The organism is Cohnella sp. 56, assembly GCF_037963805.1.
Classification (GTDB): Bacteria; Bacillota; Bacilli; order Paenibacillales; family Paenibacillaceae; genus Cohnella.
The window spans coordinates 580,784-604,767 of record NZ_JAZDQE010000002.1 but is presented as its reverse complement, the minus strand read 5'-3'; the positions used below and the strand labels follow the sequence as shown (position 1 = coordinate 604,767).

Annotated in this window: 16 protein-coding genes; 2 read left to right on the top strand and 14 right to left on the bottom strand. The window is 59.0% G+C overall.

Annotation, left to right across the window (positions count from 1 at the left end; all coding sequences use genetic code 11):
* Positions 1-7: 7 nt before the first annotated feature.
* The 10 genes from VQ071_RS05520 to VQ071_RS05475 form a co-directional block, all read right to left on the bottom strand.
* Positions 8-1,312 carry an endo-1,4-beta-xylanase gene (locus tag VQ071_RS05520; RefSeq protein ID WP_340512859.1) on the bottom strand — a complete coding sequence of 435 codons (1,305 nt, stop codon included), beginning with the start codon at positions 1,310-1,312 and terminating at the stop codon, positions 8-10.
* Entirely contained in the window at positions 1,312-2,280 is a 969-nt protein-coding gene (locus tag VQ071_RS05515) for a carbohydrate ABC transporter permease (RefSeq protein ID WP_445293258.1), read from the bottom strand. Before VQ071_RS05515 ends, VQ071_RS05520 begins: the two co-directional genes overlap by 1 nt.
* A 14-nt stretch (positions 2,281-2,294) precedes the next feature.
* Positions 2,295-3,209, bottom strand: a complete 915-nt coding sequence (locus VQ071_RS05510) for a carbohydrate ABC transporter permease (RefSeq protein ID WP_340512858.1) — start codon at positions 3,207-3,209, stop codon at positions 2,295-2,297.
* Positions 3,206-5,773, bottom strand: coding sequence for a DUF5696 domain-containing protein (locus VQ071_RS05505; RefSeq protein ID WP_340512857.1), 2,568 nt, complete (start codon positions 5,771-5,773; stop codon positions 3,206-3,208). The genes VQ071_RS05510 and VQ071_RS05505 overlap by 4 nt, the downstream gene beginning before the upstream one ends.
* A gap of 16 nt (positions 5,774-5,789) precedes the next feature.
* Complete coding sequence (locus tag VQ071_RS05500) at positions 5,790-6,416, bottom strand: Yip1 family protein (protein ID WP_340512856.1); 627 nt, start codon at positions 6,414-6,416, stop codon at positions 5,790-5,792.
* Positions 6,397-7,869 carry a hypothetical protein gene (locus VQ071_RS05495; RefSeq protein WP_340512855.1) on the bottom strand — a complete coding sequence of 491 codons (1,473 nt, stop codon included), beginning with the start codon at positions 7,867-7,869 and terminating at the stop codon, positions 6,397-6,399. The genes VQ071_RS05500 and VQ071_RS05495 overlap by 20 nt, the downstream gene beginning before the upstream one ends.
* 13 nt (positions 7,870-7,882) lie before the next feature.
* Positions 7,883-8,752 carry a carbohydrate ABC transporter permease gene (locus VQ071_RS05490; protein WP_445293263.1) on the bottom strand — a complete coding sequence of 290 codons (870 nt, stop codon included), beginning with the start codon at positions 8,750-8,752 and terminating at the stop codon, positions 7,883-7,885.
* 7 nt (positions 8,753-8,759) lie between these two features.
* On the bottom strand, positions 8,760-9,716 hold the full coding sequence (locus VQ071_RS05485) for a carbohydrate ABC transporter permease (protein ID WP_340512853.1): 957 nt from the start codon (positions 9,714-9,716) through the stop codon (positions 8,760-8,762).
* Positions 9,717-9,736: 20 nt separating this feature from the next.
* Complete coding sequence (locus VQ071_RS05480; RefSeq protein ID WP_340512928.1) at positions 9,737-12,517, bottom strand: extracellular solute-binding protein; 2,781 nt, start codon at positions 12,515-12,517, stop codon at positions 9,737-9,739.
* 212 nt (positions 12,518-12,729) lie between these two features.
* Positions 12,730-14,109 carry an ABC transporter substrate-binding protein gene (locus VQ071_RS05475; protein WP_340512852.1) on the bottom strand — a complete coding sequence of 460 codons (1,380 nt, stop codon included), beginning with the start codon at positions 14,107-14,109 and terminating at the stop codon, positions 12,730-12,732.
* A 305-nt stretch (positions 14,110-14,414) separates the two neighbouring features.
* On the opposite strand from VQ071_RS05475, the gene VQ071_RS05470 reads away from it, so the two are divergent.
* Positions 14,415-15,176, top strand: a complete 762-nt coding sequence (locus tag VQ071_RS05470; protein ID WP_340512851.1) for a helix-turn-helix transcriptional regulator — start codon at positions 14,415-14,417, stop codon at positions 15,174-15,176.
* A gap of 59 nt (positions 15,177-15,235) precedes the next feature.
* Here the strand turns inward: VQ071_RS05470 and VQ071_RS05465 are convergent, their stop codons facing one another.
* From VQ071_RS05465 to VQ071_RS05450, 4 genes are read right to left on the bottom strand one after another with little or no spacing between them, the layout of a single operon-like run.
* Positions 15,236-16,891, bottom strand: coding sequence for a glycoside hydrolase family 43 protein (locus tag VQ071_RS05465; protein ID WP_340512850.1), 1,656 nt, complete (start codon positions 16,889-16,891; stop codon positions 15,236-15,238).
* A 15-nt stretch (positions 16,892-16,906) separates the two neighbouring features.
* Entirely contained in the window at positions 16,907-18,541 is a 1,635-nt protein-coding gene (locus VQ071_RS05460) for a helix-turn-helix domain-containing protein (protein WP_340512849.1), read from the bottom strand.
* Positions 18,534-20,282 carry a sensor histidine kinase gene (locus tag VQ071_RS05455; protein WP_340512848.1) on the bottom strand — a complete coding sequence of 583 codons (1,749 nt, stop codon included), beginning with the start codon at positions 20,280-20,282 and terminating at the stop codon, positions 18,534-18,536. The genes VQ071_RS05460 and VQ071_RS05455 overlap by 8 nt, the downstream gene beginning before the upstream one ends.
* Positions 20,283-20,310: 28 nt before the next feature.
* Positions 20,311-21,933: an extracellular solute-binding protein gene (locus VQ071_RS05450; RefSeq protein ID WP_445293262.1), complete on the bottom strand. Its 1,623-nt coding sequence runs from the start codon at positions 21,931-21,933 to the stop codon at positions 20,311-20,313.
* Between the two features lie 334 nt (positions 21,934-22,267).
* On the opposite strand from VQ071_RS05450, the gene VQ071_RS05445 reads away from it, so the two are divergent.
* Positions 22,268-23,974 (top strand): RICIN domain-containing protein, encoded by a 1,707-nt coding sequence (locus VQ071_RS05445; RefSeq protein ID WP_340512846.1) that lies wholly within the window; start codon positions 22,268-22,270, stop codon positions 23,972-23,974.
* Positions 23,975-23,984: the final 10 nt, after the last annotated feature.

Below are 23,984 nucleotides of genomic sequence, written 5' to 3'. Positions count from 1 at the left end.
CATACGCTTAATGCGGCAGCTTCGAAGGATCGACGACTGCCCAGAACGCCGGCTTCGCATGATAGTTCTGATCGAATAGAAACGGCGCCTCGGTGCGGACGATCGGGAACGAGCTGAGCCAGGTATGGTTGTCGGCGATCCCCCAGAAGGTGACGGCGCTGACCAGACCCTTGTTGGCCTTAAGCATGTCGAAAATGTCCCGGTAGCGGTCCGCTTGCCTCGCGAGCACATCGGCCGGCACCTCCCTGCCGTAATCGCTGCGATCGTCCCATGTATAAAGGCTCATGTCAAGCTCGGTGATGATATTGTCAAGCCCCAGCGCCTTGAATTTGTTGAACGAGGCGAGCATGGCGTCCACGGAAGGCGTTCGCAGATTGATATGCGTCTGATGGCCGACGCCGTCGATCGGCACTCCTTTGTCCAGCAGCTGCTTCACAAGCTCGAAGAGGCGGTCGCGCTTCCTCGCATCATCGGTCCCATAGTCGTTGATGTAGAGCTTGATATCGCCACCGCCCGCTTCCCTCGCGACGCGGAACGCCGTCTCGATGTAGTCCGTGCCCGTGATCCGGTACCACTCGCTCGCCCGCATGCCGTCCGGATCGCCCGGTTCGACGACTTCGTTGACGACGTCCCAGGATTTGATCTCGTCCTTGTAGCGGCCGACGACGGCACGCACATGCGCTGCGAGCCGCTTCAGCAGCAGCTTCTTGTTCGCCTCCCGCTTCGCCGGATCGGTCTCGTCGACCATCGGACTGCCGTCTGCGGCGAGGAAAAACCAGCCCGGCGTCTGGTTGTGCCAGACTAGCGTGTGATAGCGAACGGCCATCCCGTTGTCCTGCGCGAACTTCACAATCCGGTCCGCCCGCTCCCAGGTGAAGGCTCCCTCGGACGGCTGGATCGCATCCGGCTTCATCGCGTTTTCCGCGACGAGCGCATTCACCTGCTTTTTCAGCAGCTCCGCCGTCAGCCCCGTCAGCTGGCCCGGCTCGACTGCCGCGCCGATCGGAAAATAAGCCGCATAGGCTGCTGCAACCGACGGGATATCGGTCTCCACGGACGGCGTCAGCGCCGGTGCCTCCGAGGGCTGCGCCGCCGGCGACGAAGCCGGCGGCGCTGGCGCCGGGCTCGCCTGGGCGGCGGATGCCACGGTCGCAGACGGCGAGGCGCCAGCGCTCTGCGCCGCCGGGCCAGCGGCTCCGGCCGGCTTCGCCGCTTGCTCGCCGCCACGGTCACGCCAGGCCAGGGCAGCGCCTCCTGCGACGATCAGAACGGCGATCACGGCAGCGAGCATACGCTTGCGGGATCTGCGCATCAGCCGACCACCCCCGTGCGCTCGATCCCTTCGACGAAGTAGCGCTGAACGAAGATGTACATCAGAATGAGCGGCAGTATCGCCAGCAAAATGCCCGTATCCTGAACCATGCTCATATAAAACGGGTCGGCCTTCGAGTTGACGCCGTCGGACAGGAAGGAGGACAGGTTGTACGGCAGAGAGGACAGCTGGATCGACATCACCTTCGCCGTCGTCAGGTAGGTTGTCGTAAAAAAGCTGTCGTTCCACTGCCAGACGAACGAGAACAGCGTCACCGTGAGCATCGCGGGTATGGCGTTCGGCAGCATGATGCGCGAGAACGTCTTGCCTACCCCGGCGCCGTCGATATAGGCCGCCTCTTCGACCTCCTTCGGAATCCCCCGGAAAAACTGCCGGAAAATAAAAATATAAAGTCCGGCTTTAAGCGAATTGGCGGTCAGGGAGGTCAGGATAAACGGCCAGTACGTGTTTAACAGGTTGAGCGATTTGCCGCCCGTCAGGAGCGGGATCAGTCCCATCAGCGAGAAGTCCTTCAAGTTGAGGTATACGGGAATCAGAATCGTCGTCGGAGGTACGAGTATGGTCAGAATCACGCCTCCGAACAGCAGGCTGCTGCCCTTGAACTTCAATCTGGCGAACCCGTAGCCCGCCAATGCGCACGAGAGCGCGGTCAGCACCGTCGTCATGACGGATAGGCCGAACGTATTGCGCAGCGCTGTCCAATAATCCATGATGTCGATGGCTTGCTTGAAGTTATCGAGCGTAAAGTGCTGGGGAATCCAGATGACGATCGGCGAATACAGATCGGTTTTGTCTTTGATCGCGGTGGATATTTTTTGCAGGATCGGATACAAAATGACAAACGACATGCCCGCGATCAGAACGAGCCGCACGAACGACCAGGTCCATTTTTTCCAGGATTCCAGGGACAGCACGCGCAGAGCGCGCAAGGCGCGTATGGCGCGCATGGCATTCCTCTCCTTTATTCGTAATAGAAGACCCGCTTGGAGATCGCGTAGGAGCTGACCACCAGAATGAGCGCCACTGCGGCAAAATAAATCCATGCCATGGCGGAGCTGAGCCCGAAGTTGAAGCTCTTGAAGCCGGTATCCCGGATCAGGTCGGTCATCTCGTTCATGGACACCGAATCGACGATCGTATACACGACATTAACCAGAATCAGCGGGCTTACCATCGGGAATGTAATTTTCCAGAACGCCTCGTAGCCGGTCGCGCCCTCCATCCTGGACGCCTCGTACAGCTGCGGAGAGATCGTCTGGATGCCCGCCAGGAAGATCAGGATCTGGACGCCCGATTGGCTGACGATCTGATAAATCCGGTTGACCGCGTTCGTCAAGTAATTCACGATGCTGTCGCTCATGCCCGCCTCCATCAGCAAGCGCTCGAGCTCGAAGCTCTGCAGCGCGCTTGTGACCTTGGCGCCCGCGTTGGCGTCGTTGACGGCCTGCACCAGGCTGGTGCTCTCCAGACTCATGATGATGCCGGATGCCAGGATGACGGGCAGGAAAAAGATCGCGCGAGCGGCCGTTCTGCCGATGAACCTCTGATTGAGCAGCACGGACAGAAACAAGCTGAATATGACGATGAGCGGCACGTTCACGAGCATACCGAGAATCGACTCCGTCAGCACACGGTTGAAGCTCGTGTTGACCGTCAGAGCCTCCTTGAAGTTTTGAAGGCCGGAGAAGGCTGCCGTCACGCCCTCCGAGTTGGCCGTTACCTTGCTGAAGCTGTATCTGAGCGATGTAATCAAGGGCACGAGGAAAAAGAACAGGAAGCCGAGCAGCCACGGCAACGTGTACAAAAATCCATACAGCGCTTTTTGCTGCGCGTACGTCCTCCGGCCCGGCCTGAGCTTGCCAAGCGCATTTCTCAAGTGGATGCACCGCCCGTCGCATAGCTTTCCGCCGCAATGGTATGGCCGTCCGCTACGATCGCCGCGCGATTATAGTTGACGATGACATAATAGCCGCTCTCGTATACCGTCTTATAGACGCCTGCCTCCAGCTGCTCGTGCGAGACGATCCGCTGCTGCTGCACCCGGCCCAAAACCCCGTTCACTTCCCTGTAGATGGCCTCGGCCTGATCCAGCCATTGCTTGTAATGGACCGCGTACAGCTCGTTATTGTCCGTGTCCTTCACCTTGTAGTTCGGCTCGTAGATCCATTCGAAATGAACGCCCGAGCCGAATTCCAGCGTCTTCAGGATATATTGCTGCGGATCCGTATACGTGGAGAGATTGTAGGGGGCCCCCGTATAATCGATATAGCCGCGCACGACCATCTGGAAAAACGGGACCTCCTCGTCCTCGATCTTGAACCGGCTGCTCGTCATCGGCGCGTTCGTCAGATCGGAGACATAGGGCAGCGAGTAGGCGTTGCCGCCGTTCGCGAGAATCTTCAGATTCGCGGAGCGAATGTCCGCCAGCGCCTGGCGCGAGATGCCCTGGGACGCCGTACGGTCGATCTCCCTGCCGGCGCGGTAGTCGCTGTTCAAGTCGGCGGCCAGGTCGCGCAGCGAGAGCCCGCCGAGCCGGAAGGCGGCCGCTCCCTTCAGCGTGCCGCGTACGTACTTATCCACAAATCTCGGCGAGACGACATACGCAGGCGATCTCGTGCGATCGCGGCGGTTCAGCGCCGGTTCGAGCGGATAGACGGCCGCGGGTTCGTCCCGCAGCGTTCGCGCAGCCTCGCCTGACACGCTGAAGCTTTTCGCCGAGTTGGCCGTCGCGACCGCGACATCCGGAAAAAGCGATATGCCGTTGTTCGCGGCGAAGGCGACGAGCTGCTTCAAGCCTTTGCTGCCGCCGACCGCGCCGTCTGCCTGGATGCGGTCCGGTACGCGATGATCCAGGCCTCCGTTGAACCAGCCGGCGAATTTTAATTTAATGTTGCCGATGTCCCGCGCTTGCAGCTCCTGCACGATGCGCTCCGCCTGATCGAAGCTCGTCAGCGGCTCGAGCGCCGTGTACGGTATGCCGAGCATATGCTTCTTTTTGGCGATGGCCCCGTCCAGCTGCAGGTAGAACGGAACTGCCGCCTCCGGAGCTTCGCTGGTCTCCTCGCTCCCGGGCAAGCCGCCCTTCTGCAGAAGGTACTGCTGGTAGTACCTCGCCATCCCCTGATACGACGCCTCCTCCCGATCCAGAAAGGCGTAGCGCACCGCGAAGTCCGATGTCGTCGGAGCTTGCTGGAACTTCGGCAGGGAGCGCTCCTGTCCGTTAGCGGTCAAGTACACCTTGGTCTCGTTCACGACATAGAAGCTCGGAGAGACGGCGTTGTAGCCGTTCAGTCTGCCGCTGACATCGGCCGTAATCGTCGCAACCGCTTCGCCCTCCTCGATGATGCCGAGGAATGCCTCGGCTCCGTCGATCATTCCGTATACCGGCAGCCGCACCTCTTGCTCGCGGGCGGCGTCGTCAAGACGTGCGATCGTCTGGTCCGCTCCGTACACCTGCTGCTGATACGGCGGGTATTGGGTCTTCCCGTTATTGAGACGGATGAGCGCGCCCGAGCCGTCCGGCACGAGGATCGCGCCCTCCGCTTGGACGTCCGCCGCGCCGAAGTAGCTCAAGAGAGCAATGGTGTTGATCGGATACGCATCCGGATAATGAATGCTTGCAGCCGGCACTCTCGCTACGAGGCTGTCATTCTCGAGCGTATACTCGATCGAAGCGAGGAAAATACGCGGCTCCGGCTTCGTCTGATTCAAATGAAGCGCCTCGATGTCCGCCAGCAGGTCCGCTTCCGTATACCCCGCGGCCTCGAACGCCTTGAGCGCGCGCTCCAGCTGAAGCCCCTTGAGCGCGCTGTCGTTTCTGACGTATACCGCCTTCTCCGCATCCTCCTTGTAGCCGATCGCCAGCGCGCGCTGGCCTGTCTTGTCCAGCTTGCCGGCGATTTGCCCGAAGCGGTCCTTGCTCAGCATCATGGGCAGGTCGTCGAACGTTTTCTCGGCGGTTCCGAATTGATAGTCGACGCGGACGCCGTCTTCGATCGGCGTCATCCGAAGCTGCTTGTGAAGGACGCTGTCCGAATAGGAGTTAACCGAATTGAGCTGACCGAAGCTGTTATAGAAATCGATCCTCAGCTGCGCGGACAGCAAATCCTTGTTAATGCCCGAAGCCAGCTTGTCGGATTCCCGTGCGGGCGGGTTGCTGTACCATATTTTTCCGCTTCTCTGGTCGAGAACGGCGACGACACCCGTCTGATCGTCGGCGAACAGCCTTAGCCGGCCGCTCTCGGCAATCCCCTTCATGCCTGCCGCCTTCGGATCGGTGAAGGAGGCGCTCAGCGCCTTGCCCGGCTCGAACGCCGCGGCGACCGGCACACTCCCTTCCGCCGGGGCGCCGGATAAGGCGCCGCCGGCGCCGGCACAGCCCGCCGTCAGGCAGCAGGCCAGCAGAGCCGCGCTCAGCCGGATGCCCTTGCGCTTGATCATGTGTTAGCCTCCTCCCTTACTTCCGCAGCTCGAACTCTTGGTAGATGGTGGATGCGAATCCGACGATCTGCTGGATCAAGCTGAAGAACAGCAGACCGAGGAAGGCAATGAATCCGATCGCCACGACCGTCAGCGCCATGGTGAGGAGCGTCTTGGACGGCGAGTATTGATGAACGGTCATGTTGCCGATGAACAGCAGGAATACGCACCATAAAGCAGACAGATTGCCAAAGAAAAAATAGAAGGGCGTTTCCTGATCGGATATCAGATTGCTGAGCCAGATCCAGGGGAATTGCAGCAGCACCATCGGCAAAAACGCATAGCAGGTCGAGATAAAAATTTCGACGAATTTCCCCTCGCCCTCCATCAGCGTCGTCAGCGACCAATTGGCAACGCACCAGAATAATACCGGGAGCAGGACGTATACGATTTCCATAAAGCTGTTCAAATCGTGCGGATTGTTATAGTTAACCAAAAATCCGGTATATTGGGCCTTCAGCACATTGGTGAGGACCAGCAGAAACAAAATGACGCATGAGACGGCCAGACTCGCGGTGCGGCGCTGCTCGTACTTCAGCTCCCAGAAGCCGTTGAACGGATGGAAGATCAGGTAAAAAGGATATTTAAACGACGTTATGTTCAACGGAGCTCACCTTCCTTTTCCCGCTCATTTTCCGCAGCTTCCTCCACACAATCGCGAGTGCGGCCAGTACGAGAAGCCCTGTCATGACCTGGGGAAAATACGCGCGCATGACTTGCTTGCGGTAGAGTAAAAACGTCTTGGAATAATGACTGCGGTCCTCGCTTCGTTTGAAATATTGCAGCGCTGCGGCATAATCTCCCTGCCGGAGCAGCGCTTTGCCGACGCCCGAGTACGCGAACTCCAGGTTCGCATTCATGTCGATCGTCCTCCGGAACAACTGATAGGCTTGATCCTCGTCCCCGCGGAAATAGCTTCGCACCGCTTCGTTAAGCGTTCTTCCGTACTCCGTCGTCCGGAAGACGGTGATCTCTCCGAGCGCCTTGTCGAGCACGAGGAAGTCGTCCCCGAGCCGATCGATCGCCGTCGGCGTATCGAACGCCCCGAGCTGGTTGCCGATGCCGCCAAACACATACATGAGATAGCCGTCCCCGTTGTACGTAAAGATCCGGCCCCGGTTCGCATCGAGAATCGAATACATATCGCTGTCCGTCACGTCGATATCGACCAGTCTCGCCGGTCCGTCGGCTGTCGTGTAGCGGATATCGCCTTCGGGCGGGAAGTAGCCGTTTCTTTTCAGAATGTCGTTGCCGCGCCCGTTCAGCTTGCGGACGCTGCCGCTTCGCTGGCCGTTGGTGGCATAAAGAAAGCCTTCGTCGTCAATGTCCAGATTCGTAAACTCCGTAGGCGTGAACATCACCATCTGGCTTCTCTGCGCCCGTGTCGAGAGCATCTTCCACAAATATTCGGACGGCGTGAACGTCACCTTGTTGGCGCCGACGAACGACGTGAACGTGCCGTCCGAAGCGAATTCCATGAAGCCGTCGAAGACACCCGCCGCCATCGCGTACATCCGGTTCGCCTTGTCGACGACCAGACGCGTCGGCTTGAACTGGAAGTCGGCCGCCAGCAGCTCCGACTCCGGATGATCGACGATCTGCACCAGCCGGTCGTCGGCATCCAGCTGAACGATTCTCTGGTTGCCCGTATCGGCGATATACAGATGCTTGTTGCCTGCGACGAACAATCCCTGCGGATTGCTGAAGGCGTCGGCCGCGCCGTCCTGCTCGAAGGCGTCGACGATGCGGACGAGCCTGAAGCCGGCGTCCAGGACGACGACGCGGTTGTTGCCGCTGTCCAGCACATAGATCGTACCGTCCGGCGCCACATCGAGGTCGCTCGGCTTGTTGAACGTCCCGGCGCCGAGATCCTTGCCGGTCAGGAGCGCCGCCGGCTCGTAGGCGTCGGGCGAGGCGACCGTATCTCCCCAGTAGGTGTAGTTGTAGGAGGAGGACGTATCCGCCGCAATGGCATGCGCGCCTCCCAGGCCGATGCCCCCTAGACAAACGAAGGCGATCCATAGCGATCTGCGTACCCGCAACAGTGTGCTGCTCATGGCGTGCCCCCCCTTAATCCTTCATCCCGGAGGTCGCCATCGTCTGGATGACGCTGCTCTGCGAGATGATGAACAGCGTGATCGGAACGACCATGAGAATCAATGCGACGGCGGCTCCGACGCCCGTCCGGGCGATTCCCCCAAGCGCGATCTGGCCCAGGGCGTAATGAAGAGTCTTCAGATTCTCGCTGTAGATGAAGCTCCCTCCGTCGCTGCCCCACAGCATCGGGAATTGCAAGATCAACAGCGTCAGCCAAGCCGGCTTGACGTTGGGCATCACAATGGACCAGTAGATCCGGTATTCGCCCGCGCCGTCGATCTTGGCCGCTTCCAGCAGGGCGTCGGGAAGCTGCTCGATGAACTGCTTCATGAGGAACAGGCCCAGCGGAAATGCGAGCGCCGGCACGATAAGCGACCACTGGGTATTGATCCAGCCGAGCCAGGACATCACCATGTAGTTGGGAATCGCCGTCACCTGGGCGGAGAACATCAGCGACAGGACGACGATCGTGAACAGCGCACGCGAGCCCGGGAACCGGTATTTGGCGAGCGGATACGCCGCCGCCGAAGCCAGCAGAATATGCCCCGCCGTACCGACGATCGTGATGAGCAGCGTATTGGCGATATATCTGGACAGAGGCACCCACGAATTGCCCATGAGGGCGGCCAGGTCGAGGAAGTTGTCCCAGGTCGGATTGCTCACCATGAATCGCGGCGGGAAAATGAACAGTTCGTCGAGCGGCTTAAACGCGTTGCTGACTGCGAAGATGAGCGGCAGCGCCATAAAAATGCCGAACACCGCAAGCAGCAGAAACAGCAGAAAGCTGACGGTGAGCGAACGGTTGATCTTGCGGGACAGCCGGAAGTGCGTCAGGGCTCTCAGACCCACCTCACTCACCTACCTTTCGAAGAAGCTTCTGCGTCAGCATGTTCGTGCCGAGCATGATGCCGAAGAGCACGGTCGCGATGGCCGAGGCGTAGCCCATCTCGAAGCGGATCGTCCCGTAATCCATCAAGTGCGTCACAATGGTGTGGCCCGCATAGTTGACGCTGGGAAATCCGGCGAGAGAGATCGAGATGTCGGCTACCGCGAACGAGGCGGTAATCTGCATGACGGCGCCGAACAGCAGCTGCGGTCTCATGGAAGGCAGCGTGATGAACCACAGCTCCTGCCACCGGTTTTTGATCCCGTCGACCGCCCCGGCCTCGATCAGCGTCCTGTCGACCGTCTGGAGACCGGCGATGAAGGCCAGGAAGCTCGTGCCGAGACTGAGCCACAGCTGAACGATCATGATGATCGGGAGAATGTACTTCTCGGTCGTCAGCCATTGAACCGGGGCCAGAATGAAGCCGTATTTGAGCAGGAAGCCGTTCAAATACCCGTAAGCGTCTCCCGAGAAGAAGATCAGCCAGATGAAATAGACGTTGCCCGAGATCGACGGCGCATAGAACACCAGCGTCATGAATGCCCGAACCTTGGGCGACAGCTCGTTGATGATCCATGCGAACACAAAGCAAGCGATATAGCTGACCGGTCCCGTAATGACGGCGAACAGGAACGTGTTTTTGAGCGCGATCATAAACACATCGTCGTTCAGCAGCAGACGCGAGTAGTTCTGCCAGCCGACGAATCGCGGAAACTCCAGCATGTTGAAGTAGAAAAAGCTCAATAGGAGCGAAAACGCGACGGGGAGGACGGTGAACATAAAAAACAAAAGCATGTATGGGCTGAGCAAAACGTAGTGATGCTTGTTTCTCTTCAGCTCCCGCCACAGCAGCGCCCTTCGGGATGTCCTGGCTCCCCGCACCGTCTGCGGGACTGCTTGGCTGGTCGTATTGGCTTGCATCGGTTTTCACCCCCGGGCTATTACGGCAGCTTGAATTCCTTCCGCTTGATCGCAATCTCGTCGTTGATGTACAAGATATAATCGGACAGCGCTTCGCGCGGATTATCCCCGGCGTTCACGACCTTGCGGAAGGCGTTGTCCAGATGACGGGCGGTGAAGTAGCCGCCGGGCACTTGCGGAATTCCTTTGACCCACTGCCATTGCTCATCCAGATTGCGATAGTCCTGGACCGGCCAGGGCAGCTCCTCGAGCGCCTCCACATTTGCGGTCGGATAACGGGCCGATTCGCCCAACAGCCCTTCCATCTGACGTCCGTAGGCAATCTGCGTCTCCTTGGAGGTCCACCACTTCATAAAGGTCCAGGCCGCATCCTTGTCCCTGGCACGCTCGAGCATCAACACCGCGGTCGTATGACTGGCGACCTCGTGATTGACGGTGCCGTCCGCCGTCTCCGTGCCCGGAACCATCGTGAAGTCCCACAGCCCCTTGATCTCGGGCGCCATGACCGTCAGCAGGTTGTAGGTCGTGTAGTCGGCGATGCCGATCGGCATCTCACCCGTCCGGAACCGGTTCGGGAAGTCGGCGATCACCGGGAACTTGTAGTTCGTATAGAACTGCGTCCACTTCTTGAACTGTGCCATGGAGACATCCGAGTCGAGGGCGCTTCCCTTGCCGTCCGCCGCATAGAACTGTCCGCCGTTCTGGTACAGCAGCATGGAGAAGGTCGGATTCGGCACCTGGATGACGCCCTGCGCCGGGTTCTCGATCGGCAGCCAGAACTCCATGTTGTGCTTCTGCAGCACGGAGATCAGATTGTAAACCTCCTGCCAGGTACGCGGAGGCGTCAGGCCCAGCTCCTGCAAAATATCCTTGCGGTAGAACAGCATCGGGAACGTCTGCTGCTCCGGGAGCGCGTACAGACCGTCTCCGTACCGGTAAGGCGCAAGGCCGCTGTCGCGGAACCTCGAAGCCACCGCTTCAAAATCCGGAAACTGGCTCAGATCGGCCGCCGCTCCCCGCATCGCATAGTTGACGGGCACATCCTCCCCGATCTGCATGGCCACGTCCGGCCCTTCGCCGGCCAGTGTGGCCGGAAGCAGAATATTGCCGGGCACGAGGCGGAGATTCACGGAGATGCCCGACTCCGATGTGAACGTATCGTCGATCAGGGACTTCATGACCTGGGCTTGATCCCTGCCCGTCGTGATCCAGACCGTAACGGATCGATCGCCCTTGGAGGTATTGCCGATGCTGTCGTAATCCTCGGTGTACGATGCGAGCAGCGCGCCGAGCTGCTGCCCGGCCTTTTCCAGCAAGGTTGCCTTCGTTCGCGGCAGTTTGCTGTCCGGCGAATAGACAACCAGATAATCGAGTGTCAGCGGCTGCTCCCGGACGGTCAAAATCCAGGTGCCGAGCCCGCCGATGTTGAGCTTGAAGTCGGCCAAGCGCTTGGCGACCGTCTCCGGCTTCGCCGCCATCTGGTTCAATTGATGAATAAGCGTATACAGGACGGCTACCTTATCGCTTCTCTCTCCCGTCGATCGCTCCAGATAGTCGGCGACCCCGGCGATCGTCTTCGCTTGCTCCCGAAAAACCTGTATCATATCGGGGATTCGCTTCTCGAGCTGATAGTCGCGATAAGGGTCCGGAGTATTCGAGGTAATCATCAGAATCTTGCGGTACATCTCGTTGAGCTGCAGCACGCTGGATTCGATCGTTTGCAGCAGCGGGGCGATCTCTCCGAGCGTCACCGTCAGCCGAATGCGGTGCTTGCCCGGCGTCAAATGGAACAGATAGGGCTCGTCGCCGCCCAGCACATCCGTCTGCCAGTCCATGCTGAAGCCGAACTGCAGCCTTTTCATCTCTTCAAACGGGTATTCGCCGTCGATTGTCAGGCTTCGGGTGACATAGATTCCGCGAAGCTGATCTTGCTTGCGCTTCAGCGCGAGCTGGTACAGCCCGTCCTCCGGAACGTCCACCTCCCATTCGATCCATTGACCGGGGAGCTTCCATTGGACGCCGCCGATCGTGTTCATGCGAATTTTGGATTTGTCAAAGGGTACGACCGTCGGACTCGAATGGTCGGCGAGCGGCGCGAGCATCGGAGACGATTTAAGCGCCGCAGCCTCCGCCTGCACGATCAGCCGCCGGCCCGCCACGGGCTTCAGCCCCTGCGCCTCGTAGTCCCGCCTGATGCTCGCATAGGCTTTTACCTCCTGCTCCCGATACAATTCCAGATAATCGATCGCCATCGGCTCCCGCAGCGATTCCAGCGCCAGCGTCTGGACTCCCTGCTCGAAATAGAACATATAGGGGTCCTCGTAATAGCCGTCCCGATCCGAAAACGCGGCAAGCTGCCAGGATGGCTTCTCGACCTGCCGCGGACGCTGGTCGTTGCCCCGGTCGTCTCTGGCAATGGATGCGTCCCGATCCCCCCACAGCCGGTTAAACAGCAAATCGTCCGCCCCCGCAAAAGGAACGGTCCCGTTTATCATGAATCGTCTCTCCGCGCTCGAGCTTTTGCCTTCGATCGGAAAATAGTGAATGCGGACGCTGTACAGCCCCGCTACCGGCACATGCACCTCCCAGCGGATAGAGCCGGCGTCCGGCGTCAGAACGGCCTCGCCGTCCAGCCCCTCGTAGCCGCTCGCGATCTCGAAGCCTGCCCCGTCCGTCCCGGCGAAGCGCTCGCCTTCGATGCGCACTGTGCGATCGGGACGCGGCGCATCGGCGTGCTTCGACAGATAGCTGTCATAGGTCCCTTCGGCATCCGCCGCCGTAATCGCCTGAAATTCGGCCATCGCATATGCCCGGCCGTCCGGAGACTGGCCTGGCGGATTGACGATCCGCACGCATACGACAACGATAACGATAACGACCAGCAGCGCGAGGACGTTTTTTTTGTTCAGGACGTTCAACGGTCTTCTCTCCCTCCTGCGGCAAGCTTCGCCGCCTCAGCAACAGTTCCCGCCGGAGGACAGGCTCTGGCTGGGAACTGTCGTCTGCCGGCGGATTACTTTTTGAATACTTCGTCGATCGCCGCCTGGAACGGCCCCTTGTACTTTTCGATGACCGAGGATACCGACGTGCCGGCCAGAACCTCGCCGTTCATATCGTAGTAAGGCAGCTTGGGCATGAAGGTCGCATGATCGAGCACGCGCATGCCTTCGCCGGCCGTTCTGGCATTGTTGATATCGTTCTCATCCGTGAAGTTGCTCTCCAAGGACGACTGATCCGGGTAATCGTACATCGAATCGATATCGTTGATCTTCTCCCAGATGTACACCAGCTGCTCCGGATGCTCGACCTTCTTCGGAATCGTGAGCGTCTGGTACGCGCCTTCGACCGAGTGATAGCCCGATGCGGCTGGGCCTTTGGGGAACGGGAGGAAGCCGATGTCGTAGTCCTTCATGTCCGTCTTCAGCCCGCCGATCTCATACATGTAGCCGGCGTACATCAGCGTGTTGCCCTGACGGAAAAATTGCCCCGGCTCCGTCCAGTCTCCGCCCTCCGTCGGCCTTGCGACCTTCTCGGTCGCGATGCGCGACAGGAAGTTGAGCACCTCGACCGTCTTCGGATCTTCCAGATTCTGCTTGTCGCCTGCAGTCAGACTCGTCTCGTTGGAGACCAGCGCGTGCTCCATAAGTCCGGCCTGGGCCAGTCCCCACGTATCCAGCTTGCCGTCGTTGTTCGTATCCTTGTTGGCATCCTTGGCGGCCTGAATGAACGTATCCCAGTTCCAGTTGTTCTCGTTGACATAATCCTGCAGCGACTTGACGCCGATCTTGTTCATCAGCGTGCGGTTGTAGAAGATGCCGGAGATGAGGTTGGATTGTTCCGTGAAGCCGTAGCTTCTGCCTTCGTAATTCATGAATTCGTTTGCCTTCTGGTTGAACACCTTCGAGTTTTTCGTATACTCGTCCAGCGGCCACAGCAGATCCTGCTTCACCAGCGCAGGGATCGTGTAGTTTTTGCCCAGACGGACGATGTCGCCGATCGGCTCGCCTGCCAGGAGAGACGCCGTTACCTTCTCCTGATACTCGCCGTAGTCGATCGTGACGAAGTCGACCTTGAAGTTGTGCTTCTTCATCAGATCGTCCAGGTTTTTCTTCCTGGCGATGTTGTCCGGATTGTCCTCCGGAATGGTCATGTCAAACCAGGATACGATCTTGATCGTCTTGCCGCCCATATCGAAGTCCATCGCCGGCGCCGAGGCCTCGGCGCTGGCGCTCGCGGATTCGGAGCTTGCGGCGCTCGGCTGCGCGCTGGCCGTGCCGGAGGACGGACTGTCGCTCGGACTTGCCGTATTGCCGTTCTTTCCTCCGCTGCACGCGGTCAATCCCATTACCAGCATCATGCCCGCCAACATGGCAATTCCTTTTTTGGTTCGCATTTTTGGCCCCCCTGAGTGTGTTGAGAGTGGATTCAACGAGAAGTGTAGCGCTTTCATATACCCCCAACAACCCGACTCCGGCTAGCTGTTTAACCCTACCATTTATAGGTTTTCGGCTCCTGAACGCCCCCTTTGTTTAAGAGGTAAACAAATGCATCCTCCTGAAAGAGATGCACATTGTCGCGCATGCCGCCGGTCAATCATAATGAAAGCGCAGTCATGTGAGGCTCGGCAAACGCGCTCCTGTGCGCGATCTGTTGTCCGCCGTCTGTCGAGTCAAAAACAGTGAAAGCGAGGATGGCGTCATGTACAGGGTGCTGCATATAGATTCGGATACGCGGTCCAGAGAAGCGACAGAGCGCATGATCGATTGGACGGAATCGGGCTTCTCGCTGCAAGCCAGAGCCGTTCCTGAGACAGAAGCCCGATCCTTATCGGATCTCCATTCGTTCTCGCTCGTCCTTATCAATATGAACCGATCCCATTCCGAGAGCTTTCGCCTGTGCGAGAAAATCCGCCATAGAAGCCGCGTTCCGATCATTCTGCTGGGCGGCAGCAACGATTTTAATCTCGCGCGGCAAGCGCTGATCTATCAGGTCAGCGATTACTTGCCCGCGCCGGTGAAGGAGACCGACCTGCTGGCAAGTCTGCAGGGCGTAAAGCGGGAGCTGGAGCTTCGCGCCTCCGGCGGCATGCCGCCTCCACTGCCGCTGCCGCTGCCGAGCAAACGAACGAGACAGCCTTCGATCGTCGAATTCGTGAAGCGGTACGTCCAGGAGGAGCTGCATCGGAGCATCACGCTGAAAAGAATATCCGATGACCTGCACTTTAATTGCGCTTATCTGGGGCAGAAGTTCAAGCATGAGGAGAATATGTCCTTTAATGCGTATTTGCTTCAGCAGCGCATGGAAAAGGCGAAGCGCCTGCTCGAGCAGACCGACATGAAAATCTACGAGATCGCAAGCGAGGTCGGCTACACGGAGACCGACTGGTTCTACAAGAAATTCAAGGAATATGCCGGCATCAGCGCCAACGAGTACCGCAAGCAGCTGTTCGTGACGGCGTGAGCGGCATAAAAATAAGAGCGGCAGCCCGGGAGACGCTTTTCTCCCCGACTGCCGCTCTCTTACTTGTCCCCGCGCTCTCCCGACTGCCTGATGAACTGCCAATCCCCCATGCGGAACAGATTGTCGTCCGACTGCCCACGGAATACGAAGTATACCCGATGAACCCCCCGGACGCCCTTCACCTCCCCTTTGGCCTCGCTCCACGCCTCCCCTGCCGATGCAGGAACGACGACCGTGCCGGCCAGCTGCCCGTCCGGTTCGTCCAGACGAAGCTCGATCGAGGCGGCTTCGCCGGCCTGCGATACATACACCTGAAATGCCGTGGCCCCCTGCTCGCCGAAGTCGACGTTCGACAGTGCGATCCAATCCCCGTTGCCGAGTCCGGTCACAACCGTCTGCGAGCCTCCGCCGCTGCCGGGAGCGGCCTCGGTCGCCACTCCAGCGCTCCAGCCCATGGTGGCCGCCGCATGGCGAATATAAGGATCGAACGGCTTCACCGCCGGGACGCCTTCGTAATTCGCTTGTATGTCCTGTATCGTGCCGTCATCGTTAAAGACGACTTTGTTCAGATGGGTCGACCGGTAGCCCTTCGGAACGCCCATCGCCTTGGATAAGGTCTGGGCGTGATAGGCGATATACCAATCCTCGTGAAATTGGAAAATCGCATGGTGATTGTTTCCGCCTACGCCAAAAAACGCGCCCGGGTTTTGCAAAATCGTGCCCCGGTACGTCCACGGCCCCATCGGGCTGTCGCTTGTCATATAAGCGATCTCTCCGGCCGGCGGGCTCCCCTCCGGACGAGCGCCGTTATAGAAGTTCGAGCAGTACGTATAGTAGTACGTTCCTTTATATTTGTTGATGCCGGCATCCTCGAACATGAACGGGGCAGGGATCGTCGCGGCTGTTCCGACGACACTGATCATATCCGGCCCGAGCTCCATGACGCGAGCCGTATTCGGCAGCTCATCCTTGCCTTCGGGGACGCCTCCGCCGAAATAGATGTAAGCCCTGCCGTCGTCGTCGACCAGGACGGCGGGATCGAACAGCCATGTCACCGTCTCCACGCCCGGTGTCGAACGGGTGATCAGCGGCTTGCCGATCGGGTCCGTCCACGGCCCCGCAGGACTGTCGCTCGTCAGCACGCCGATGCCGCTCGCATTGTTCGCGAAGTACAGGAAAAACTTGTTTTTGCCGTCGATTTTTTTGTAAACCGCGGCCGGCGCCCACGATTGGGTCGCCCATCTGGCCGCACCCTGCGGTCCTGCCGCAGCGATCTCTCCGTGATCCGTCCAGTTGACCAGATCGTCCGACGAGAGCATGTTCAGCTTGTTGATATTGCCGTAGGTGTTGTCCTTGACCTGACCGTCCCCGTCGTATTCGAGCACGTCGTTCGTCATGTACAGATAGACGCGATCCTCATACACCAATGCATACGGATCGGCGCCGAACCTGTGCGCGGCCAGCGGATTGCCGTTCGGCGGCAGCTTGCCGACGGCGGGCGTGACGGCCGTGCGGCTCGGAGCGGCGGGCGTCGCGGCCGCCTCCTGCGTTTGCTTGCCTGGCTCGCTGCCGGCCGCGGACGCAGGGTGCCGCGTCTTATCGACTTCACTCATTTGTACAGCCTCCTTGTTATTCGTCGCGATATACCCGATAGCCGCAGCCCCGGCGACGATCAGAGCGGCGAGGACGACGAGCGCCTGGTTGATTCTGGACACGGGACGGATGCCTCCCTAACCGATCGGAATCGTGTCGCGATATTCCTGCGGCGTCATTCCGGTCGCTTTCTTGAAAAAACGGGTGAAGGAATGCGCCGCCTCGTAGCCGACGGCAGCCGATACCTCCCGCACCTTGATCTCGCCGTCCTTGAGCAGCTCCATCGCCCTGCGCATTCGGCATTGATCGATATACTCGGACAGGTTGACGCCCTTCTCCTGCTTGAAAAATCGGGACAAGTACGTCGGGTTGAAATGATTGATCTCCGCGAGTCGGACGAGGGATAGATCCTCGCTCAGATGCTCGTTGATATAGCGGCAGATGCGCTCGATCGCCCGGGCCGCCCTCTCCGTCTCGTCGGGCCGCTTGATGTCGAAGATGCGCTCCGCCACCTCGGACAGGTAGCGGTACCCTTCCTTCATCGACTCGTGCTCGTCCAGACGCATGATCTTGCCGTATTCGCCGATCTGTCCCTGCAGATTCCAGCGGTTGATGAAGGACAGCAAGGCGAGCGCGACCGCGTAATACGCCTCGACCGCCGCCTGCACATTCGCCCCCGGCAGCAGCATTCGCCTCGACAGCTCCCCGAAGCACTCAATAAACTTCTCCCGCCGGTCCCCCTCCAGATGCGCGGCCAGAATCTCCGCCTTTTGCGCGATCCGGTCGTCCTCGCCTTTGTCGCTTGCAGGCTGCTCCGCTCCCGCGTCGGTCAGGATCACGGACAGTCCGTCGCCGATTCTCAGCTGCTGCAGCTGCCTGAGCCGCGCGTATTGAGAGGCGACGTCCTCCCACCGGCATGGGGCTCCGCCGACAGTGATGGACATCGTCAGACCGAGCGTCTCGAGACACGATTCCTGAATGAGCTCCAGCGTCCCCTCCAAATACCGGATCATATGGCCGGAGAACGCTGCTCCCGCTTGCTCCGATGGCTGGAGGAACCACAGCAAATCCCCATGCTTGTCCACGATGCCGAGCGACCGGAGCCGCTCCGCCAGATAGGAGTGCCAGAGCAGGCGCGACGAACGCAGCAGCTCGCTTCTGCGAGAATAACCCGCGCCTTGGGGATACCCGTAGTGGGCCAGCACGAGTACGACAGGATGCTCCGGGTCCAGCGCGACGTTCAGGGCGCGGAATTCCTGCGCGAGAACACCAGTCTCCCCGTTGACTGCCGCCACGCCCTCCTGAAGCATGTGCCGGAAATAATCGGCTTGCGCCATCGCCTCGATCGCATACCGCTGCCGGTCGGTTTGCCGGACAAGCTCGCTCATCCGATTGCTCTCCTCGATCTCGCGAAGCACCGTCCGCACGGTCTCGGTCACCTTGTCGTAGCCTTCCGTCTTGAGCAGGTACCGGGCGTCCGGCATCTGAATGGCTTGATAGACATAATCGAATTCGCTGTAGCCGGTCAGGAAGATGATTCGGCATCTCGGCCAGTACGCCTGGATATGCTCCGTCAGCTCAAGCCCGCTCTTGCCGGGCATGCGAATATCGGTCAGGACGATATCGATGCGGGATCGTGACAGCCAGAGCAGAGCCTCGTCGGCCGAGTAGGCTTTGCAGACGTCCAGCCGCTCCGGCATCAGCCTGGAGAACACTTCGTACAGGCTGTCGGTAATAATCTCCTCGTCGTCGACAATCAGCAATCTATGCAAGTGCCTTCTCCCCTCCCGTATGGATTCGCGCCTCAACCTTCAAGCCGTTCAATTCACTCCGGGACAGGAACAGTCCGCTGCGCTCCCCGTAGATGAGGACGATGCGGCGATGGATGTTGATCAGTCCCGTCATCTCCTGCGTGTCGGGCGGATGTCTCAACCGATGATGCAATTGTTCGATCTCGCGGTCGCTAATGGCGCCTCCGTTGTCCTCTACGACGATCCGGCATTCGCCTTGCGACCATGCGAAGGAAATGCGCAGCATGCCGTCGCTCGTCATTTTCTCGAGGCTGTGCTCGTAAGCATTCTCGATCAAGGGCTGGATGATCAGACGAGGCACGCGAATCGTCTCCAGCTCCTGCGGCAGCTCCTCGTGGACGACACTGATCCGTCTGGCGAACCGCAGCTTCTGAATCTCGGTATACATGCGCGAGTGCTTGACCTCCTCGGACAGCAGCACATTGTCTTCGCCGTTGCGCGTGATAAAGCGGAAATATTCGCCGAGCATCTGCGTGAATTGCTCGATCCGGTCGACATCGCCGATCTTGGCAAGAGAATTCAGGATAAAGAAGCTGTTGTAAAGAAAATGAGGATTGATCTGGGACTGCAATTGCTTCAGCTCGGCCTTCTGCATCATCAGCTTCTGCTTGAAGTCTTGATCGATCAGCGCTTGCAGCTTGCGCAGCATATGGTTGAACCGGCTGAACAAATAACCGAATTCATCCTCCTGCTTGTGCTCGATTTGGATGTCCAAGGCTCCACCTTCCATTCTCCTGAAGCTCTGAATGAGATACAGCATTGGCCGATGCACGTATCGATACGTCGAATACGCATAGATGACGACGGCGAGGAACGATGTAATCGAGAATACCCACACCCAAGTCTCGAACTTGCTCAGGGGGCGGCTGACGGCGGCCTCCGGCAGATAGGTGGCCACCGACAATGCCAAGCGTTCGGAATGCGCCTTGTCCAGATGGTAGCGTTCGCCGTTAACGAGCCAGAGGGAAGCCTGGTCGCCCGATTCGCCCAGCGCCTCTTCACCTTCCCTGAGCATCCGATCGGCTTCCTCGTCGCTGCCGAGCGCGAACGCCGACGAATCCATAAGCAGAAACGAACGGCTGGCCGGATACATATTGACCTGCTGCAGCGACTCCTTCAACTTTTCCGTGTCCAGCTCGATCTGCACGATATACAGGGGCGCTTCCCCCTTCACCCCGGTCTGCTTGGCTGCGCTCAGATACAGGGCATCGTTCCAGCGGATGAGCCGATCGTTGTCCCTGCCGGTCATGCGGCTGAAATAGTCGTAACCGGGCGCTTCAAAGTCGTGCACCGCGTTGCCTGCGGATATCGTCTTGCCGATGGGACGAACATGAACGGCGATGTCCTTGACATAGGGGCTGCCGCTCTTGAACGTGGTCAGCCGATGAACCATATAATTGAGCGACGCCCTCCGCTCCACGCTGTCCATCATCTCCCAGGTGACGGCCAGCCGGTTCAGCTCGTTGTCCTCGACAATATCGAACTGCTGGATTTCCATCCATTCGATCTCCCGGTTGAGATCCTTCAAATAGTTCGTCAGCTGAGCCAGGGTGGCGCGGGACAGATCCTGACTGGCATTTTTGTAGCTCCAATTGTACAAATACAAGCCAAGCAGGATGACCGGAAGAAGCACGATCAGATACGTAATGACCAGCTTGACGAAAATGCTTTTGCGAAACGATCGCGCAGGGAACTTCAGCAAAAAAACGCCTCCGATGCTCGGGGTTCGTTCATGGCGCCCGCGTGCCTCTGGCGGCATACCAGGCGTTGACCTCGGCCGTCATCCGGTCTCCGCCCAGGCGGCGCCACTCGTCCACAAATCGGTCGAAGTTATCGATCGGCCGTCCCAAAATAATGTCGATATAAGTTTCGTTAAGCAGATTGTCCAGAATGACTTTCTTTTGGATCATCGTCGGCGTGGGACCGCCCACGAAGCGCTCGTACAGCAGCTGACCGTTTTTTTCATACTGATCCAGAATCGCGAACGCGCCCTGCGGCCCGTAGGTTCTCTCCCAGCCCCAGCCGGACATCTTGTCCGCACCGCCCGCAAGGTACGTATCGATGTTTTTTTGAATCGCTTTGGCTTCGGCCTTCAGAACGGAAGCATCGCCGGTCCGGCGGGCCAACTCCAGCTGACGATAGGCGTTCAGATTTTTTTTCGCCGGATACGGCGTGACAGGGGACTCCCCCCATACGGGCAGCGGCGTGCTGTAGTAGGTTTCGTATTCGGCAGTTGCCCCCCAGTTTTTCTCCAGATGCAGATTGATCAGCTTCACGATCGCTTCGGGATGCTTGTAATCGCTCCGGACGGCAAAAAAGTATTCGGTGCTGAATGAGAGCGGCACGCTTGGCGGATCGCCCGTGATCGAGACGATCGGATACGCTTGCCACCTTGCCTCCGGGTTATTCTCGACGCTCCCTTGAACCCAGAAGGAGGCCCACTGCTCCCCGTAGACGAGGCCGAGCCGGCCGGCCGCCGCGTCGCTGCGCACCTTGGCCCCGTCCTTGATGCCGAACTCGCTGTCGAGCCGGCCGGCGCGATATTGCTCCTGCAGCGCTTGCAGCGCCTGCTTGGCTTCAGGCTGGATGCCTCCGAACACGAGCTTGCCCGATTCGTCCAGCATCCACAGCTTCGGATAAGCCTTGAAGCCTGCCATAAATCCCGTGATGCCGGCGACCGGATCGAATAAATAGTTGGTGACCGCCAGTCCATAGGTGTCGTCCTTGCCGTTGCGATCCGGGTCTTGTTCTGTAAACGCTTTCGAAATGGCGAGAACGTCGGCTATCGTTCGCGGCGGCTCAAGCCCCAGGGCATCCAGCCAATCCTGACGAATCCACAGGAAGTTGGCGCGCTCGATGGAGGAGGAGGTATCGGGAATGCCCATCAGCTTGCCGTCGACCGTGGCCGCCTCGAAGGGGCCGTTTCCTTCCTCGCTGAGCGTCTGCTTGGTGAGCGGGGTCGCATATGACTCGTACACCGATGTCAGATCCTGAATCTTGCCCGCATCGGACAGCTGCCGAAGCTGCAGCGCGTTCACCCGCACCACATCGGGAATATCGCCGGAAGCGACATTCACACCGAGCTTCTGCGCGTACAAATCTCCCTTGGCCAGCCAAGCATATTTGATCTTGATCCCCAATATATCCGCATAGAGCCTGGTCCAGCGGTTGTCCTCCATCGATTCGCCGGGCAGCTGGCCGAACAGCTTGTCCATATCCTCGCTCGTCTGCCTGACGAAGGTCGTCTCGACGGGAGGCGAGAACGGACTTAAGCCCGTTTCCTCGTATACAGGGTATGGGCTGGCTTCGGCGGCGGGATCGGGAGTGTCGTCATTCCAGCAGGCGGACAGCATTAACAGCAGCGGAACGAACGGCAGCAGCGGCTTGCCCAGCGCTTTAATCTTGTTCACGGCGACCTCCCCGGGGATAAATTCGACAACGGGACTCTATGTCGATCAAAAAGGTGTCTTTCCTATCATGCCGGAGCCGCCGCCATCCGTTCAAGGGGCAATTTATGATTTTGTTACCCAACCTTTACGCATGCGGCGGCGAACCGCTGCAACCCGCTGCGCGCCATATAATCCAAGAGGCCATTCGCCCATAATCAAACCGGTTTTCACCATTCCGGAGACGATAGTAAACTGTTGACTGCAAGCGCATACAAATCGTCAAAGGAGATGAGCAATGATGAGAAAAGGCAAGGCAAGCTGGTGGATGAAGCTGCTTCTGATGGCGGCGGTGCTGCTGTCGCCCTCGCTGCTGAACGGCCGCACGGCCGAAGCCTGGACGGGCATGCCGATGTCCAAGCTTCATGTCAGCGGCAACCAGCTGGTGAATGCCGGCGGGCAGCCGGTGCTGCTTAGCGGATGGCATCAGCCGTCCGGCGCTTATTGGACGTACCAGGACAGCAGCTATTATCTGGATCGGAACGGCGGCAACCGCCATGCCGCGACACTGGCGTATTTGAAGGATATTACGGACACCTTTACCTCCACCTCGGGCAAATACGGCAACAATCACGGCTGGTACATGAACCAGGTTCGCCTGTTCATCGACCGGGAAGACATGGGCGACGTCGCGGCCGGAACCTACAATTTTGCCGGGCTGCAGGCCGTCACCCAGAACGTCATCATTCCGTACATTAACTACGCCAGGACCAAAGGCGTCTATGTCACGCTCGGGCTCGACTTCACGCTGCTGAACAATCAGGCGACCACGCAGGCCAATCTGGACAAGTTCAATCAGATCTGGGGTTATCTTGCGTCTCAATCGGCGATCAAGAGCGCGGACAATGTCATGTTCGAGCTCATCAACGAGCCGGTGCTCTCCTATGCGAACGGCGGCTGGGGCGGCAATCCGGCCGAAGCGGATTTTGTCGATCACTGGAACGCGCTCAAAAACTTCCAAAACTCAATCATCTCCACCATCCGCAGCAAAGGGGCGGACAATGTCATCTGGGCAGCCGGCCTCGGCTGGGATCAATACTACCAGCTGTGCGCCTCCTATCCGTTGACGGACCCGTTGAACAACGTCGGCTATGCGGTGCACTGGTATCCGGGCTATGGCGCACATGACGACTACGCGCCCCTGCAGCAGATATGGGACAGCACCATCAAGCCGTGCGCGGACAACTACCCGATCAATATTACCGAGACGACCTGGTTCAAGAAGCAACCCGGCGATTCCTCCTACTGGGACCTTTTTAACGGCTCCAACGAGGGCTTCGGCAAAAATACGAAGGCGATCTTCACCGCCGCCGGCAATGTCAGCATCGCCGTTCATATGAACGGCTTCCTGCTGGAGCCCGGCGCGAGAAGCTCGTTCGCCGATCCGACGGCCGGCTTGAAGTATGACGGCAATACGGCGCGCGACGGCATGGCCCGCTTCCTTTTCGAATGGTATTACGAGCGGGCGCAGCTGCATCCCTGGAACGGGTTATGGAACGGCATCCAATCCGGGTCGACCTACAAGATGATCAACCGGGCATCGGGCAAAGCGCTCGAAGTGCCGGGCGGCGCCAATACCAACGCCCTCCAGCTGCAGCAGTATACGGACAACGGCGCGACAGCGCAGCAGTGGGTCGTCACGGATGTGGGCAGCTACATCAATTATTACAAGCTGCGCAGCGTCAGCTCGTCCGACGGCAAGGTTATGGACGTGCGAAACGGGACGAAGAACAACGGAGAAGCGATTCAGCTGATGTCGGACCTGGGCAATAGCGCTCAGCAATTCCGCTTGTTCAAGCTCAGCAACGGGTATTGGAGCATCGTAAACGTGAACAGCGGCAAAGCCCTCGAGGTCGCCGGATCGTCGACGGCGAACAATGCGCTGATCCAGCAGAACCTGTACCGCGGCAATCTGAACCAGCAATGGCAGCTGGTCAAGATCAATTAGCCATGATCAA